General features: G+C 72.3%; 11 protein-coding genes and 1 riboswitch. Of the genes, 5 read left to right on the forward strand and 6 right to left on the reverse strand.

Going from position 1 to position 14,287, the window contains the following annotated elements:
• Positions 1 to 53: 53 nt before the first annotated feature.
• Positions 54 to 2,183 carry a flavin monoamine oxidase family protein gene (locus tag B073_RS0118360; protein WP_018539545.1) on the forward strand — a complete coding sequence of 710 codons (2,130 nt, stop codon included), beginning with the start codon at positions 54 to 56 and terminating at the stop codon, positions 2,181 to 2,183.
• Complete coding sequence (locus B073_RS0118365) at positions 2,180 to 4,072, forward strand: alpha-keto acid decarboxylase family protein (RefSeq protein ID WP_018539546.1); 1,893 nt, start codon at positions 2,180 to 2,182, stop codon at positions 4,070 to 4,072. Before B073_RS0118360 ends, B073_RS0118365 begins: the two co-directional genes overlap by 4 nt.
• Before the next feature lie 86 nt (positions 4,073 to 4,158).
• Here B073_RS0118365 and B073_RS0118370 read toward each other — a convergent pair whose 3' ends face one another.
• The 3 genes from B073_RS0118370 to B073_RS0118380 form a co-directional block, all read right to left on the reverse strand.
• Positions 4,159 to 4,731 (reverse strand): MarR family winged helix-turn-helix transcriptional regulator, encoded by a 573-nt coding sequence (locus tag B073_RS0118370; RefSeq protein ID WP_018539547.1) that lies wholly within the window; start codon positions 4,729 to 4,731, stop codon positions 4,159 to 4,161.
• 143 nt (positions 4,732 to 4,874) lie between these two features.
• A complete protein-coding gene (locus B073_RS0118375) occupies positions 4,875 to 5,762 on the reverse strand; it encodes a DUF4190 domain-containing protein (RefSeq protein ID WP_018539548.1) in 888 nt (295 codons plus the stop codon).
• Positions 5,763 to 5,922: 160 nt separating this feature from the next.
• Positions 5,923 to 6,687 (reverse strand): AraC family transcriptional regulator, encoded by a 765-nt coding sequence (locus B073_RS0118380; protein WP_018539549.1) that lies wholly within the window; start codon positions 6,685 to 6,687, stop codon positions 5,923 to 5,925.
• A gap of 84 nt (positions 6,688 to 6,771) precedes the next feature.
• On the opposite strand from B073_RS0118380, the gene B073_RS0118385 reads away from it, so the two are divergent.
• Positions 6,772 to 7,575, forward strand: a complete 804-nt coding sequence (locus B073_RS0118385) for a sulfite exporter TauE/SafE family protein (RefSeq protein WP_018539550.1) — start codon at positions 6,772 to 6,774, stop codon at positions 7,573 to 7,575.
• A 157-nt stretch (positions 7,576 to 7,732) separates the two neighbouring features.
• On the opposite strand, the gene metE is transcribed toward B073_RS0118385, so the two are convergent.
• The gene (gene metE, locus B073_RS0118390; protein WP_018539551.1) at positions 7,733 to 10,060 is read right to left on the reverse strand and encodes a 5-methyltetrahydropteroyltriglutamate--homocysteine S-methyltransferase; all 2,328 of its coding nucleotides are present in this window, start codon (positions 10,058 to 10,060) and stop codon (positions 7,733 to 7,735) included.
• A 163-nt stretch (positions 10,061 to 10,223) separates the two neighbouring features.
• Positions 10,224 to 10,445: riboswitch (cobalamin riboswitch) on the reverse strand.
• A gap of 111 nt (positions 10,446 to 10,556) precedes the next feature.
• On the opposite strand from metE, the gene B073_RS0118395 reads away from it, so the two are divergent.
• A complete protein-coding gene (locus tag B073_RS0118395; protein ID WP_051094062.1) occupies positions 10,557 to 11,483 on the forward strand; it encodes a phosphotransferase family protein in 927 nt (308 codons plus the stop codon).
• 40 nt (positions 11,484 to 11,523) lie between these two features.
• Here B073_RS0118395 and B073_RS0118400 read toward each other — a convergent pair whose 3' ends face one another.
• Together B073_RS0118400 and B073_RS0118405 are read right to left on the reverse strand one after the other, a co-directional pair.
• Positions 11,524 to 12,636: a sensor histidine kinase gene (locus B073_RS0118400; protein ID WP_018539553.1), complete on the reverse strand. Its 1,113-nt coding sequence runs from the start codon at positions 12,634 to 12,636 to the stop codon at positions 11,524 to 11,526.
• Complete coding sequence (locus B073_RS0118405) at positions 12,626 to 13,360, reverse strand: response regulator transcription factor (protein WP_018539554.1); 735 nt, start codon at positions 13,358 to 13,360, stop codon at positions 12,626 to 12,628. The genes B073_RS0118400 and B073_RS0118405 overlap by 11 nt, the downstream gene beginning before the upstream one ends.
• 194 nt (positions 13,361 to 13,554) lie before the next feature.
• Here B073_RS0118405 and B073_RS40325 point away from each other — a divergent pair.
• On the forward strand, positions 13,555 to 14,287 hold a 733-nt coding region (locus B073_RS40325; RefSeq protein ID WP_078508064.1), incomplete at its 3' end, for a class I SAM-dependent methyltransferase.

Consider the following 14,287-nt stretch of genomic DNA (forward strand, 5'->3'; position numbering starts at 1 on the left):
CCGCCCCGGGCCACCGCTGCGCCGCCCCTCCACGAGAACGGCTGAACCTCCCCATGAACGACCCGCACACCCCCTCCCGAGACGCCACCGCACGACCCCGCACCACCGCGATCGAGCGTGCGAACGAGCTGACCTACCAGCAGTTGGCCCGCGAACTGCTGCTGGTGGGCCCCGCGCCCGCCAACGAGGACCTCAAGCTGCGCTACCTCGACGTACTGATCGACAACGGACTCTGTCCGCCCGGCCCACCCAAACGCATCCTCATCGTCGGGGCCGGGATCGCCGGCCTGGTCGCCGGGGACCTGCTGACCCGCGCCGGACACGACGTGACGATCCTGGAGGCCAACGCCAACCGCGTCGGCGGGCGGATCAAGACCTTCCACACCGCCAAGGGACAGCCGTCGCCCTTCACCGACCCGGCGCAGTACGCGGAGGCCGGGGCGATGCGCCTGCCCAGCTTCCATCCGCTGACCCTCGCGCTCGTCGACAAGCTGGGCCTCACACGGCGGCTGTTCTTCAACGTCGACGTCGATCCGGACACCGGCAACCAGCAGCCGCCCGTGCCGCCGGTCGTCTACAAGTCCTTCAAGGGCGACACGACCTGGACCAACGGCAAACCCAACCCCGCCTTCAAGGAGCCGGACAAGCGCTACCACACCTGGATCCGCACCAACCGCGAGCAGGTCCGGCGCGTCCAGTACGCCACCGACCCCTCCCGGCTCAACGAGGGCTTCCACCTCACCGGCTGCGAAACCCGGATGACCGTCGCCGACATGGTCAACCAGGCACTGGAACCGGTACGGGACTACTACTCCGTCAAGCAGCACGACGGAAAACGGGTCAACAAGCCCTTCGAGGAGTGGCTGGCCGGCTGGGCCGACGTCATCCGTGACTTCGACGGCTATTCGATGGGCCGCTTCCTCCGCGAGTACGCGGAGTTCAGCGACGAGGCCGTCGAGGCGATCGGCACCATCGAGAACATGACCTCCCGGCTGCACCTGGCCTTCTTCCACAGCCTCCTGGGCCGCAGCGACATCGATCCCCACGCCACGTACTGGGAGATCGAGGGCGGCAGCCGCCGGCTGCCCGAAGCGCTCGCCAAGGAGCTGCAGGACCAGATCGTGATGGGCCAGCGGATGGTCCGCCTGGAGTACTACGACCCGGGCCGCGACGGCCACCAGGGCGGTCTCACCGGACCCGGCGGCCCCGCCGTCGCCATCGAGACCGTCCCCGAGGGCGAGCCCTACGCGGCCACCGAGACCTGGACCGGCGACCTGGCCATCGTCACCATCCCCTTCTCCAGCCTGCGGTTCGTCAAGGTCGCCCCGCCGTTCTCCTACAAGAAGCGCCGGGCCGTCATCGAGACCCACTACGACCAGGCGACCAAGGTGCTGCTGGAGTTCTCCCGGCGCTGGTGGGAGTTCACCGAGGCGGACTGGAAGCGCGAGCTGGACGACATCGCGCCCGGCCTCTACGAGTACTACCAGCAGTGGGGCGAGGACGAGGCCGAGGCCGCGCTGGCCCTGCCGCAGGGCCTGCGGAACCTGCGCACCGGGCTGCTCGGCGCCCACCCGAGCGTGGACGAGACCCGGATCAGCGAGGAGCAGGTGGAGTACTACCACCACTCCCGACTGCGCGGCGGAGTGCGGCCGGCCACCAACGCCCACGGCGGCGGCTCCACCACGGACAACCCCAACCGCTTCATGTACTTCCCCTCCCACCCCGTGCCGGACAGCGACGGAGGCGTGGTGCTGGCCGCCTACTCCTGGTCCGACGACGCCGCCCGCTGGGACTCCTTCGACGACGCCGAGCGCTACGGCTACGCCCTGGAGAACCTCCAGGCGGTGCATGGCCGCCGGATCGAGGTGTTCTTCACCGGCGCGGGCCAGACCCAGAGCTGGCTGCGCGACCCGTACGCCTGCGGTGAGGCGGCCGTCTACACCCCGCACCAGATGACCAGTTTCCACCTGGACGTGGTCCGGCCCGAGGGACCGGTCCACTTCGCCGGCGAGCACGTCTCGCTCAAGCACGCCTGGATCGAGGGCGCGATCGAGACCGCCGTCCGGGCCGCCATCGCCGTCAACGAAGCGCCCGCGCCGGAGGCCGGCATCACCACAGCCACCGGCCGGCCCGCGGCCGCCGCGTCAACGGAGCCCACCCGAGAGAAAGCGCTGACCCGATGACCAGCAACGACACCTGCACCGTCGCCGAATACCTGGCGGTCCGCCTGGAACAGCTCGGCATCACCCACCTGTTCGGCGTGCCCGGCAACCATCTGGGGCCGTTCCTGTCGACCCTGCACGAGAAGACCAAGGTCCGCTGGGTCGGCACGCCCACCGAGGGCGGCGCCGGCCAGGCAGCGGACGCCTACACCCGGGTCAAGGTCGCCGACGCCCGGACCGTACAGGGCGAACAGGGCATCGGCGCGGTCGCCGTCACCTACGGCGTCGGCGCGTTCAACCTGCTCAACGCCATCGGCGGCGGCTACACCGAATACATCCCGCTGATCGCCATCAACGGCGCCCCCTCCTACGAGCAGTGGCTCAACCAACAGGCGATCGGCCTGCTCACCTCGCACATGTCGCAGCGCCCGGAGAGCAACCTCGACGTCTACCGGCAGGTCACGGTCGACGCCCAGGCGATCTCCAACCCCGGACTGGCCCCCAGCCAGATCGACAGCGCGATCACCGCGTGCCTGACCCACCGCAGACCGGTCTACCTGGAGTTCATGGAGGATGTCTGGGAGGCCCGCTGCCCGGCACCGCAGGGCCGCCTGGCACGCCGCGAGCGCCCGCTGACCCCGCGCAACGTGAAGATGCTCAACGCCGCCGTCCAGGCATGCGTGGAACTGGTACGGGATCACGACTACAACCCGATCCTGTGGGCGGGTGAGGAGATCGACCGCTTCAACCTCGCCGACGAGTTCGAGAAGCTGGTGCGCGACACCGGCATCCCGTACTGCACCACCATCGGCGCCAAGTCCGTCATCTCCGAGGACACCCCCGGCTTCTCCGGCGTCTACAACGGCAAGGCCAGCAACCCGGACGTGGCGTCGATGTTCCAGAACGCCGGCTGCCGCATCGGACTGGGTACCTGGGCGACGTCGAAGAACCTCGGCGGCGTCCGCTCGATCGGCGCCGACTGGGCGGTCGCCGCCCACCAGGGCGTGCACGTCGGCGCGTTGTACTTCCCCGACGTCCAACTCGGCGAGTTCATCCCCGCGTTGCGGGAAGCCTTCGTCGAGGCGTTCGGCCCCGGGTACTTCACGGCCGACTACTACGCCCAGGCACACGAGGCCGGCTTGGACGTCCCCGACAGCGTCACCGCCTTCCTGGAGACCCTCAGCGGCGGCTCGTACCCCGAGAGTCCCACCTACGACAGTCTCTTCCGGCACGTCAACGCGTTCCTGGAGTCGCAGGTCAGTGAGGAGGACGGGCGGCGCACCACGCCGTTCACCGTGATCAGTGACGCCGCGTTCGCCCTCATCGCCTCGATGAACCTGCGGATGCCCGAACGTGCCTCGTTCGTCGCCCAGAACAGCTGGCTGTCCATCGGCTACTCGGTCGGCTTCGCCACCGGCGTCGGCCTGGGGCGTCTGCAGGCGGGCAAGCGGCCGATGGTCTTCGTCGGCGACGGCTCGTTCCAGGAGACCTGCCAGGAGCTGTCCACCCACGTCCGGCAGGGCCTGAAACCCGTGGTCTTCGTCCTCGACAACGAAGGCTTCTACGGCATCGAGCAGATGCTGGTCCACCCCTGCTACTACAAGGCGGACGGCACACCGTCCTCCGACGGCGCCGACTTCTACAACGACCTCCACCCCTGGCGCTACGAGAAGCTCGCCGAGGTCTTCGGCGACGACAAGCACCCGATGCACGGCGTCAGCATCACCAGGCACCAGCAACTCACCGACCTCTTCAAGAAGATCGGCGAACCCACCGACCCCATCAACCGCGGCCCGATCGTGGTACGGGTGGCCCTCGCGCGGCGCGACTACCCCGAGGCGCTCAAGTACAAGATCCAGGAGAACTGCCCGCCCCCGGTCGGCGAACCCCTCAAGGCAAGGACGGGCTGAGCCCGCCTCCCGCAGGTCGGCCTTCGCGACCCGTTGGCCGTGGTCATGAAGGCCGACCCCGGCCGTTGCCCGGAGCGGCGCCGGGGTCAGGTCCTGGGCCGGCGTCCGCTGCGGCGGGGCGCCGGCTCCGCGCCGTCCAGCAGCTCCGTCCGCCGCTCCTCGCCGTGCGTCTCGACCTGCACCACGATCCGGCGCAGCAGCTCCGCCGTCCGCCGGCACTCCGCCGCGTCGAGCGCTTCGGTGACGAACACCTCCTCCGCGTTGAACTGCGGGAACAGACGGTGCATCAGCGCCTCGCCGTCCTCGGTCAGGCTGAGCAGCACCAGGCGGCCGTCCTCGGGATGGCCGGTCCGCCGGACCAGCCCACGGGACTCCAGGGTGCGGGCGACGCCGGTCAGGGTGCCCTTGGAGATCCCGGCCTCCTCGGCGACGTAACGGGTCTCCGACTCGCCCCAGATCCAGATCACCCACAGCACGACGAACGCCGTCCACGTCAGATCCGCCCCGCGCAGCACGGAGTTCTCCAGGTGCTGCCGAACGGTCGCGGCCGCCCGGTAGATGGTGGCCACCACCGCCATCTGGTCATGTCCGATCGGGACGCCGCCGAGCTTGGTCTCCACCAACTTCTCGGCCTCGATGAGGGAACGTTGGCCTGGCACGGGCCCTCCTACGGTCGCCGGTGTACGGCCCGGCCGCGCACCCGACAGTCCGCGACCGTTCGGAGCCAAATTGTAGGTGGGCCGGACGCCGGGAGACGTCCGGCCCACGCTCCGCCGGTGCGGGATTCAGGCGTTTGCGCGCCTCAGGGGGTGGGACCGCTCCAGTAGGCGTCGTCCCACTTCAGCGCGTCCGGGCTGAACTCGACCTCGACCTGCTCGGCGGCCTCCGGCCGCAGCGAGAAGGCGTACTTGCCGACGGCCGTCTTCCCGGGCGGGACGGCGTCGGTGATGACCTTCTGGCGGCCGCTGCCGTCGATCACCAGCTGCGCCGAGTCCCCGTCGGCGTCCTTGACGTTGGGGATACCGGTCTCGACGTCGGCCGGCCGGGAGCCGGTGTTCACCACGGTCACCGTGATCTCAACGGCCTTGTTGCCCTTGGCGTGGCCGTTGGCGTACGCGTCCGGGGTGAACGGGGCCGGCTTGGAGATGGTGACCTTCAGTCCGTTGCCGAAGGTGTACGCCGCACCGAAGGAGAGGTGCCGCTTCTCCTCCTCGGCCGCCGCCGACGCCTCGGCGGCCTTCTCCTGCTTGACCTTCGCGCGTGCGTCGTCGACGACGTGCTTGACCATCACCACGGCGAACACCGCGCTGCCGGCGGTGATCAGCAGACCCACGATGCCCAGGACGAGTCCGCTGAGTGCCATGGCCTTGTTGGTGGCGCGGCCCTTGCGCGCCTGGCTCATCCCCACCGCGCCGAAGATCACGGCCAGCACAGCGGGCAGCCAGGAGAGCCAGAACAGGAAGATCAAGACGCTCAGCACGACCCCGACCAGGCCGAGGATCAGGGCGGTGATGCCCATGCCGTTGTTGGGCCGGCCGGTCGGCACCGGGTACGCGGCCGGATACGCCGCCGGGGGTGTCGCGGGGCGGGGCACGTCGACCGCGTCGGGCGACGGCGGGGCCCACGGGTCGTGCTCCGGTGTCTGGCGATCCGCGGTCGTGGAACCGTCGGGTGGGGTGGGCGTAGTCATGCGGATCCTTCACGCGCGTCGCTGAACAGGAAGATTACCAAGCATTTTCCGTATTTATTACCTCTCGCGGTCACCCTCGCAGACACCGGGGGGCCGTAACGCCCTGCGCCGCGGTCACCGGTTCCCCCCGGCCGGGCCGCCCCGCACCGGGGGCTCCGCTCTAGCGGGACGTGGTGAAGCGGGACGGCGGCAGGCCGAAGGCGCGGGTGAAGGCGGCGGTGAACGCGGCGGGGGAGGCGTAGCCGAGACGGCCGGCGACCTCGCTGACGGACGCCGTGCGCAGCAGCGGAACGGCCGCGAGCAGACGGGCGCGAGACCGCCAGACAGCGGGGCTCTCGCCGGTCTCCGCCCGGAACCGGCGGGTGAAGGCCCGTTCGCTCATGGCCGCCCGGCCGGCCCACGCGGCATTGGTGACGCCCACATCCGGGGCGGCCAGGTAGGCGCGGCAGAGCGCCGCCAGATCGCCGGAGGAGGGAATCGCGACATGGAACGGCAGCGGGGTGCGCGCGGCGATCTCGTACAGGAGCAGCGCGGCGATGCACCCTTCCCGGCCGGACAGGCTGTAGTCGGCCTCGAACTCCACGGCGCTCAGCAGCAGTTCGCGCAGCAGCGCGGGCACGTCCACGACGGTGCAGGTGGCCGGCCACCAGGGAACCGCCGCCGGCTCGAGGTACAGGCTCCGGGTGCTCACCCCCAGCATGCGGACCCGATGGGGGGTGGCGGCCGGAATCAGCACGGCACGCTCGGGCGGAACCGTCCAGGTGCCCTCGGCGGTGTCGACGACCATCACGCCGGTGGCGCCGTAGAGGAACTGGGCACGCCGGTGCTCGTGCCAGTCCAGTACATGCCCGGACGGGTAGTCGGTGCCGATCGGCAGCACCGCCCGGTCGACGTGGTCGACGGCGTCCAGGGCGATGTTCCGCACCCGGCCACTGTACTGGCCGAGACGCGAAGGAACGATGCCGATCTTCGCATGCGAGCAGGCCGGTGGAGTTGGTGGAGTGGGTCCATGGACGTTGTGGCATTGATCGGGATCGGGCTCCTCACCGGGGTGACGACCGTGTTGTTCGGGTTCGGCGGCGGGTTCGTCGCGGTCCCGGTGGTGGTGTGGGCGGACGCCGTGCTCGGCGCGAACGCGATGCGGGTGGCCACCGCCACCTCGGCCCTGGTGATGGTGGTGAACGCGGGCTTCGCCACGGCCGTCACCCCACGCCGGGTGCTGGTCGCCCTGCGTGGCAGCGGCGCACTGCTCCTCCTGCTGGCGGCCGGTGCCGCAACGGGCGCCCTCGCCACCCGACTTGCCCCCGCCGCCCTGGTCCGCTGGGCGTTCGTCGGATACGTGGCGCTCACCATCGTCGATCTGCTGCTGCGGCCCGGCTTCCTGCGCCCGCGCGCACCCGTCGAGACGACCGTCGCCGCCCCGCGGCCGATACCGTCCCTGCTCGGCGTGCCCATCGGGGCGATCGCGGCCTTCCTCGGCGTGGGCGGCAGCGTCATGACGGTGCCCGCGGTGCGGCGGGCCGGACACCCCATGCAGGTGGCGACGGCCTTGGCCAACCCGCTCACCGTGGCCATCGCCCTCCCGGCCACCGCGGTCTCCCTGGGCGCCGCCGCGCTCCCGCCCGCCGGCTCCGCACAGGTGCATCTGGTCGGCCTCGTCGACGTCGGCGCCGCCGCGGCGCTGCTCGTGGGCGCCCTGCCGGTCATCGCCGTACTGCGCCGCCGCCCACCGCGGATTCCGGACCGCCTCTACGCCCGTGCGTACGTCGGCCTGCTCGCGCTGGTGGCCGTGGCGATGCTGCTGTCGGGGTAGGCCCGGCCGGTGGACGGTCCCTGTGTCGGACGGAACGCTGTCGAGGAATACGAGCAACTGATCGCCGTTCGAGGGAAGTTCGGCGTCCGGAGCCTGCGAGTACGGGGGCCGGGGGAGGGGCACGGTCGCCCCTTCCCCGGCCCCCGTCGTCGATGCGTCAGGAGGCCGATACCCCTTCGATCTCCTCGCGGACCGTACGGGCGGCGGCGACCAGGCTCTCCAGGGAGGCGCGGGTCTCCGGCCAGTCACGGGTCTTCAGACCGCAGTCCGGGTTGACCCACAGCCGCTCGGCGGGGATGGCCTCAAGTCCCCTGCGGAGCAGGGAAGCGGCCTCCTGCGTGCTGGGGACGCGCGGCGAGTGGATGTCGTACACACCCGGCCCCGCCTCGCGCGGGTAGCCGTGCGCGGCCAGTTCGCGCGCCACCTGCATGTGGGAGCGGGCGGCCTCCAGGCTGATGACATCGGCGTCGAGGTCGCCGATGGCCTGGACGATGTCACCGAACTCGGCGTAGCACATATGGGTGTGGATCTGAGTTTCCGGCCGGACACCGCCGGTGGTCAGCCGGAACGCCTCCGTCGCCCACGCCAGGTAGGCCGGGTGGTCGGCGGCGCGCAGCGGCAGGGTCTCCCGCAGCGCCGGCTCGTCCACCTGGATCACCGAAGTGCCCGCCGCCTCCAGGTCGTTGACCTCGTCGCGCAGGGCGAGGGCCACCTGGCGGGCGGTGTCGCCGAGCGGCTGGTCGTCGCGGACGAAGGACCAGGCGAGCATCGTCACCGGGCCGGTGAGCATGCCCTTGACGGGCCGACCGGTCAGGGACCGGGCGTACGCCGTCCAGCGGACCGTCATCGGCTCCGGGCGGGAGATGTCACCGGCCAGGATCGGCGGGCGGACGTAGCGGGTGCCGTAGGACTGCACCCAGCCGTGCCGGGTGGCGAGGTAGCCGGTCAGCTGCTCGGCGAAGTACTGGACCATGTCGTTGCGCTCGGGCTCGCCGTGCACCAGCACATCCAGCCCGGCCTTCTCCTGGAAGGAGATCACCGCCTGGATCTCGGCGCGGATGCGTTCCTCGTAGCCGGCGGTGTCGATCCGGCCCGCGCGCAGATCGGCCCGCGCGGCCCGCAGTTCGTCGGTCTGCGGGAAGGAGCCGATGGTCGTGGTCGGCAGCAGCGGCAGACCCAGGTGCGCGCGCTGGGCGGCGGCCCGCTCGCCGTACGGCTGGGAGCGGCGGGCGTCGGCCTCCGTGACGGCGGCGGCACGGGCCCGGACGGCAGGGTCGTGGGTGATCGGCGAGGCCGCCCGGGAGGCCAGATCGGCCCGGTTGGCGGCCAGCTCGGCGGCGATCGTGTCGGTGCCCTGGGCGAGGCCCCTGGCGAGGGTGACCGCCTCCGCGGTCTTCTGCTTCGCGAAGGCCAGCCAGCGCAGGATCTGCGGCTCGATCTCCCGCTCGGCCGACGCGTCCAGCGGCACATGGAGCAGCGAGCAGGAGGCCGACACATCGACCCGCTCGGCCAGCCCGAGCAGGGTACCCAGCGTGGACAGCGACTTCTCCAGGTCGTTGACCCAGATGTTGCGGCCGTCGACCACCCCCGCGACCAGGCGCTTGCCCGGCAGCCCGCCGACCGCGGCGAGGTCGTCCAGGTTGGCGGCGGCGGCCCCGGTGAAGTCCAGCGCGAGCCCGTCCACGGGGGCCTTGGCCAGCACCGGCAGGGCCGCGCCGAGCCGGTCGAAGTACGAGGCGACCAGCAGCTTCGGGCGGTTGGTGCGGGCACCGAGGTCGCGGTAGGCGCGCTCGGCGGCGTTCAGCTCGGCGGGCGTGCGGTCCTGGACGAGCGCCGGCTCGTCGAGCTGCACCCACGCGGCGCCGGCCGCGCGCAGATCGGCGAGGACCTCGGCGTACACCGGCAGCAGCCGGTCCAGCAGGGTCAGCGGGTCGAAGTCGGCGGGTACGCCCGGCGCGGGCTTGGCGAGCAGGAGGTAGGTGACCGGGCCGACGAGCACGGGCCGCGCGGTGAGGCCGAGCGCGAGCGCCTCGGCCAGCTCCGCGACCTGCTTGGCCGAGTCGGCCGTGAACACCGTGTCCGGGCCCAGTTCCGGCACCAGGTAGTGGTAGTTCGTGTCGAACCACTTGGTCATCTCCAGCGGCGCCACGTCCTGCGTGCCCCGTGCCATGGCGAAGTAGCCGTCCAGGGCGTCGGCCGCCACGGCGGCGCGGTGCCGCGCGGGGATCGCCCCCACCATGACGGTGGTGTCCAGGACGTGGTCGTAGTACGAGAAGTCACCGGTCGGCACCTCGTGGATGCCGGCCTCGGCGAGCTGCTGCCAGTTGGTGCGGCGCAGTTCGGCGGCCGTGGTGCGCAGGGCGTCCGCGGTGACGCGGCCCTTCCAGTATCCCTCGATGGCCTTCTTGAGTTCCCGGCGGCGGCCCTGCCGGGGGTAGCCGTACACGGTGGCCCGTGCTGCCGCGACTGCGGACTTGGTGGTCACGGAGATCTCCTTCGCGAGATGAATCCCTGAGATCCCGGGGACAGGACGAGTGCGCGAAGGGCGACGAACCGGGCGGCGTGCGGGTGCATGGCAAGGCACGAGAGTCCGCCTGGTATGAACGCCGACCCGCCCTCGAGGTCACCGGGATGTCCGCGTACGAGTCGTTCGCACACGGGCAGATGGCAGGTCTTCGGACTCGCGGGCACGTCCTCACCTACAAGGACACCTACTGGCCGTCGCTTCCCAGACCCGTACCTCGGGGCCAGTGCGTATGACGGCGGTCGTTCCCACTCACCGCTGCGGGGCAGTCCCGGATTCCCACCGGGTTCCCTCTTACGACGCTCCCGCCTGGCGGACGGGGCGAACCAGCTGCACCGGTCAGCTTAGAGGGTGCGGGAGCGCGATGGGGCGTCGCGTCCACGATCCGGATGAACTCGGCAGCCTCCGGCGGAAAATGGGGTGCCCGCAACGCCGCACTGTGATGGGGTCGGTGCCCATGCGCTCCCGCCCGCCTTCCCTCAGCGACGACGTCATCGCAGGCACGGTCGCCGAACACTGGCTGCCCGAGAACGCGCGGATCACCGCGGCCGGCTATCTCCCCTGGGGATTCGGCGCCCACCACTGGCGGATCTGCGGCGGCGGCACGACGCTGTTCGTCACACTGGACCAGCTGGCGCCCCGGCACACCGCGGCATCGCTGGAAGCGGCCTATGCGGGGGCCGCCGCGCTGGCCGCCGGCGGACTGGCGGCGGTGTGCGCACCGTTGCCGCAACGATCCGGCCGGTTCACCGTCGCCGTCGCGGGCGGCGCCCTGAGTGTGACGCCGTGGCTGGACGGGCGCACGCCGACCGAAGCGGAGGCCCGCGAGCCCGCCCACCTCGGTGAAGTCACCGACGCACTGGCCGCATTGCACGGCACCGAGCCGCCGGCGGGCCTGCCTGTCTGGGCCCCGCAGGTCGGCCCCGCGTTCGCCGACGAGGTGCGGGCCCGCACCGCCCGGCCATGGACGACCGGCCCGCTGGGGGAGGAGGCACGGACCGCGGTCGCCGCCCGCGTCGACGCCATCCGGCGCTGGACGGCGCGCTATCACCGACTCGCCGGGAGCGCGCTCGCACACCGGGAGCGTTGGGTGCCGACCCACGGTGAGCCGCACTACGCCAACCAACTCGTCGGCCCCTTCGGGCTGCGGCTGGTCGACTGGGAATCGCTGGCCCTCGCCCCGCGCGAGCGGGACTACGGCGATCTCCTCGCCGCCGGCGCCGCGGTGCCGCACGATCCGGCGCTGCTGGAGCTGTTCGCCCTCGACTGGCGGCTGTCCGAGATCGCCGCGTACACCCGCTGGTTCGCCGCGCCCCACCTCGGCAACGACGACGACCACACGGCGTTGGCGGGACTGCGGGAGGAGCTGGCCGACCCCGATTGAGCCGGATCCGGGCGGCCGGCGGATGCCTGGCCGGTGCGGTTCAGCCCGCCGCCGGCAGATGGACCTCGAAGCGGCACCCGCCAGGCACGTTGCGCACCGCCGCGCGGCCCTGGTGGGCCTCGACGATGCCGCGGACGATGGCCAGGCCCAGGCCCGCGCCGGCGGGCGGGGTCCGGGCGTCGGTGCCGCGCCAACCGGTGTCGAAGACCCGGGGCAGGTCCTCCGCGGGGATCCCGCCGCAGCCGTCGGTGACGGACAGCACCACACCGGCGTCCCGCCGACGGGCGGAGACCGCCACGGTGCCGTCGGCGGGGGTCCGGCGAATGGCGTTGACCAGCAGATTGGCCAGCACCCGGGACATCTCACGGCCGTCGACCTCGACCGGCACCCGTTCGACGCCGTCCCCGACGAGCCGTACGCCGTGTTCCCTGGCCAGCGCGTCGGCGCCGGCGATCGCGTCGCCCACGAGGTCGTAGACCGACATACGGGTGGGGGACAGGCACAGGACCCCGGCCTGGATCCGGGAGAGTTCGAACAGGTCGCCGACCATGGTGCCCATCCGCGCCACCTCCGTGCGGATCCGGGTGTGATAGACGCGCGGTTCCGCCACCACACCGTCCTCCAGCGCCTCGGCCATCGCCTGCAACCCGGCCAGGGGAGTGCGCAGATCGTGGGAGATCCAGGCAACCAGCTCCCGGCGGGAGGCTTCCAGGGCCCGCTCGCGCTCCCTCGACGCGGTGAGCCTGGCACTGGTGGCGGCCAACTCCCGGCTCAGTTCGGCTAGTTCGGCCGTCGGCGCGGTGGCGGGCGGGGTGAAGCGGCCGTCGTCGCCCAGCGCGCGGGCGGCCTCGGTCAGCGCGCGGCTGCCCCGGACGACGCCGCGCCCGAGGACGAGGGCCACCGCCAGGGACACCAGCGCCGCCATGGCGCACACCGTCGTCACCACCCACAGGTCGTGATCGGACAGCAGCATCGCCCAGGACACCAGCAGTGTCCCGGCCAGCATCGCCGCCACCGTGACGGCCGCGACCACGGCCAGGGAGACGGTGACCGAGCGGTTCCGCAGCAACCGCAGGGCGGCCGTCCCGACCAGTCCGGCGGCGGCCGCGCCGGCCGCCGCGTACAGCGCGATGAGCAGCGCGTCACCGAGCATCGCCGGCTCCGTCTCCGTCGTTCTCCTGCGGTGCGGGAGCGTCCAGGCGGTAGCCCACGCCCCACACCGTGCTGATCAGCCGGGGCCGGGCCGGGTCGTCCTCGACCTTCTCGCGCAGCCGCCGCACATGGACGGTCACCGTGGACAGGTCGCCGAACTCCCAGCCCCACACCCGGCGCATCAGTTCCTCCCGGCTCGTCGCCCGCCCCGGGTTCCGCAGGAAGAACTCCAACAGGTCGAACTCCCGGATGGTCAGGGCGAGTTCGGTGCCATGGCGGGTGGCGCGCCGGGCAGCCGGGTGCAGGGCGAGCGGACCGGCCCGCAGCCAGGGCTCCGCCGCCGCGCTCCCGGCCGCGGTCGGCGCGCCGGCCCGGCGCAGTACGGACTCCACCCGCAGGACCAGCTCCCGCGGGCTGAAGGGCTTGGTGACATAGTCGTCCGCCCCGAACTCCAGGCCCAGGATGCGGTCCTCCTCGTCACCGCGCGCGGTCAGCATGATGACCGGGAGCGGGCCCTGCTCGCGCAGGCGGCGGCAGACCTCCAGTCCGTCCATCCCCGGCAGCATCAGGTCCAGTACCACCAGGTCGGGCGGGCGTGCCGCGGCGCGGGCCACGGCGGCCGGGCCGTCGGCGCTCACCTCGACCGCGAAGCCCGCCCGGTGCAGATAGCCGGCCACGACCTCGGAGACGGTGGGATCGTCGTCCACGACGAGTACGCGTTTCACCTCACCGAGTCTGGCACCCCTCTTCATCCGCCGGCCGAGGCGGTCCGGGACGTCAGTGTTCCGTAAGGTCACCGAGTCCCTTATGTCGTTTTTGTCTTCGTAAGGTGAGGGGAATGAGCGAGACACCTCCCCTCCCCGCACGGCTCGACGTCGTGCTGCCCGGCCTCGACCAACGGCTGCCCGACCTCGGACCGATGCGGGGCGCCGGCCGCCAGGCACTGGCCGCCCGCACACCGCCCCGGCCCGACGGCCGACGCGTGCCCGCCGCGGAGCCGGCCGACCCCTGGACGGACCACCCCTACGCCCAGGCGCTGCGCACCGGCACCGGCCCGCTCCACCTGCGCCGCCTGGCACCGCACCCGTCCCCACCCGCCCCCGACTGGCAGGACGACCTGCTGCCCCTCGACGTCGAGCGCTGGTGCGCGGCCCCCGACGCCGCCGACACCAGCGTGCTCCGCCGCTGCACCGGCCCCGTCCTCGACGCCGGCTGCGGCCCCGGACGGATGGTGGCCGCACTGGCCGCCCAGGGACTGCCGGCGCTGGGCGTGGACGTCAGCCCGGCCGCCGTGGCCCGCACCCGACGCCTCGGCGGCCGGGCCGTACGGCGCTCCGTCTTCGACCGCCTGCCGGCGGAAGGCCACTGGCGCACCGTCCTCCTCATGGACGGCAACATCGGCATCGGCGGCGACCCGGTCGCCCTGCTCACCCGCCTGCACGCCCTGCTGGCCCCCGGCGGACGGCTGCTGGCCGAGGCCGCCCCGTACGACGTCGACGAGCGCCTCACCGTCCGCATCGAGGACGCCGACGGCCGCCACGGTCACCCGTTCCGCTGGGCCCGCCTGGGCGCACCCGCCCTGCTGTGCGTCGCCGACGCGGCGGGTTGGCGCCCCGCCCAGAGGTGGACACACGGCGGCCGCCCCTTCCTGG

This window comes from Streptomyces sp. MspMP-M5, assembly GCF_000373585.1.
Classification (GTDB): domain Bacteria; phylum Actinomycetota; class Actinomycetes; order Streptomycetales; family Streptomycetaceae; genus Streptomyces.

Coding starts and splice junctions, on each gene's coding strand:
- B073_RS0118360 (WP_018539545.1), top strand. CDS start 54: ATGAACGACCCGCACACCCCCTCCCGAGACGCCACCGCACGACCCCGC.
- B073_RS0118365 (WP_018539546.1), top strand. CDS start 2,180: ATGACCAGCAACGACACCTGCACCGTCGCCGAATACCTGGCGGTCCGC.
- B073_RS0118375 (WP_018539548.1), bottom strand. CDS start 5,762: ATGACTACGCCCACCCCACCCGACGGTTCCACGACCGCGGATCGCCAG.
- B073_RS0118385 (WP_018539550.1), top strand. CDS start 6,772: ATGGACGTTGTGGCATTGATCGGGATCGGGCTCCTCACCGGGGTGACG.
- B073_RS0118395 (WP_051094062.1), top strand. CDS start 10,557: ATGCGCTCCCGCCCGCCTTCCCTCAGCGACGACGTCATCGCAGGCACG.
- B073_RS0118400 (WP_018539553.1), bottom strand. CDS start 12,636: ATGCTCGGTGACGCGCTGCTCATCGCGCTGTACGCGGCGGCCGGCGCG.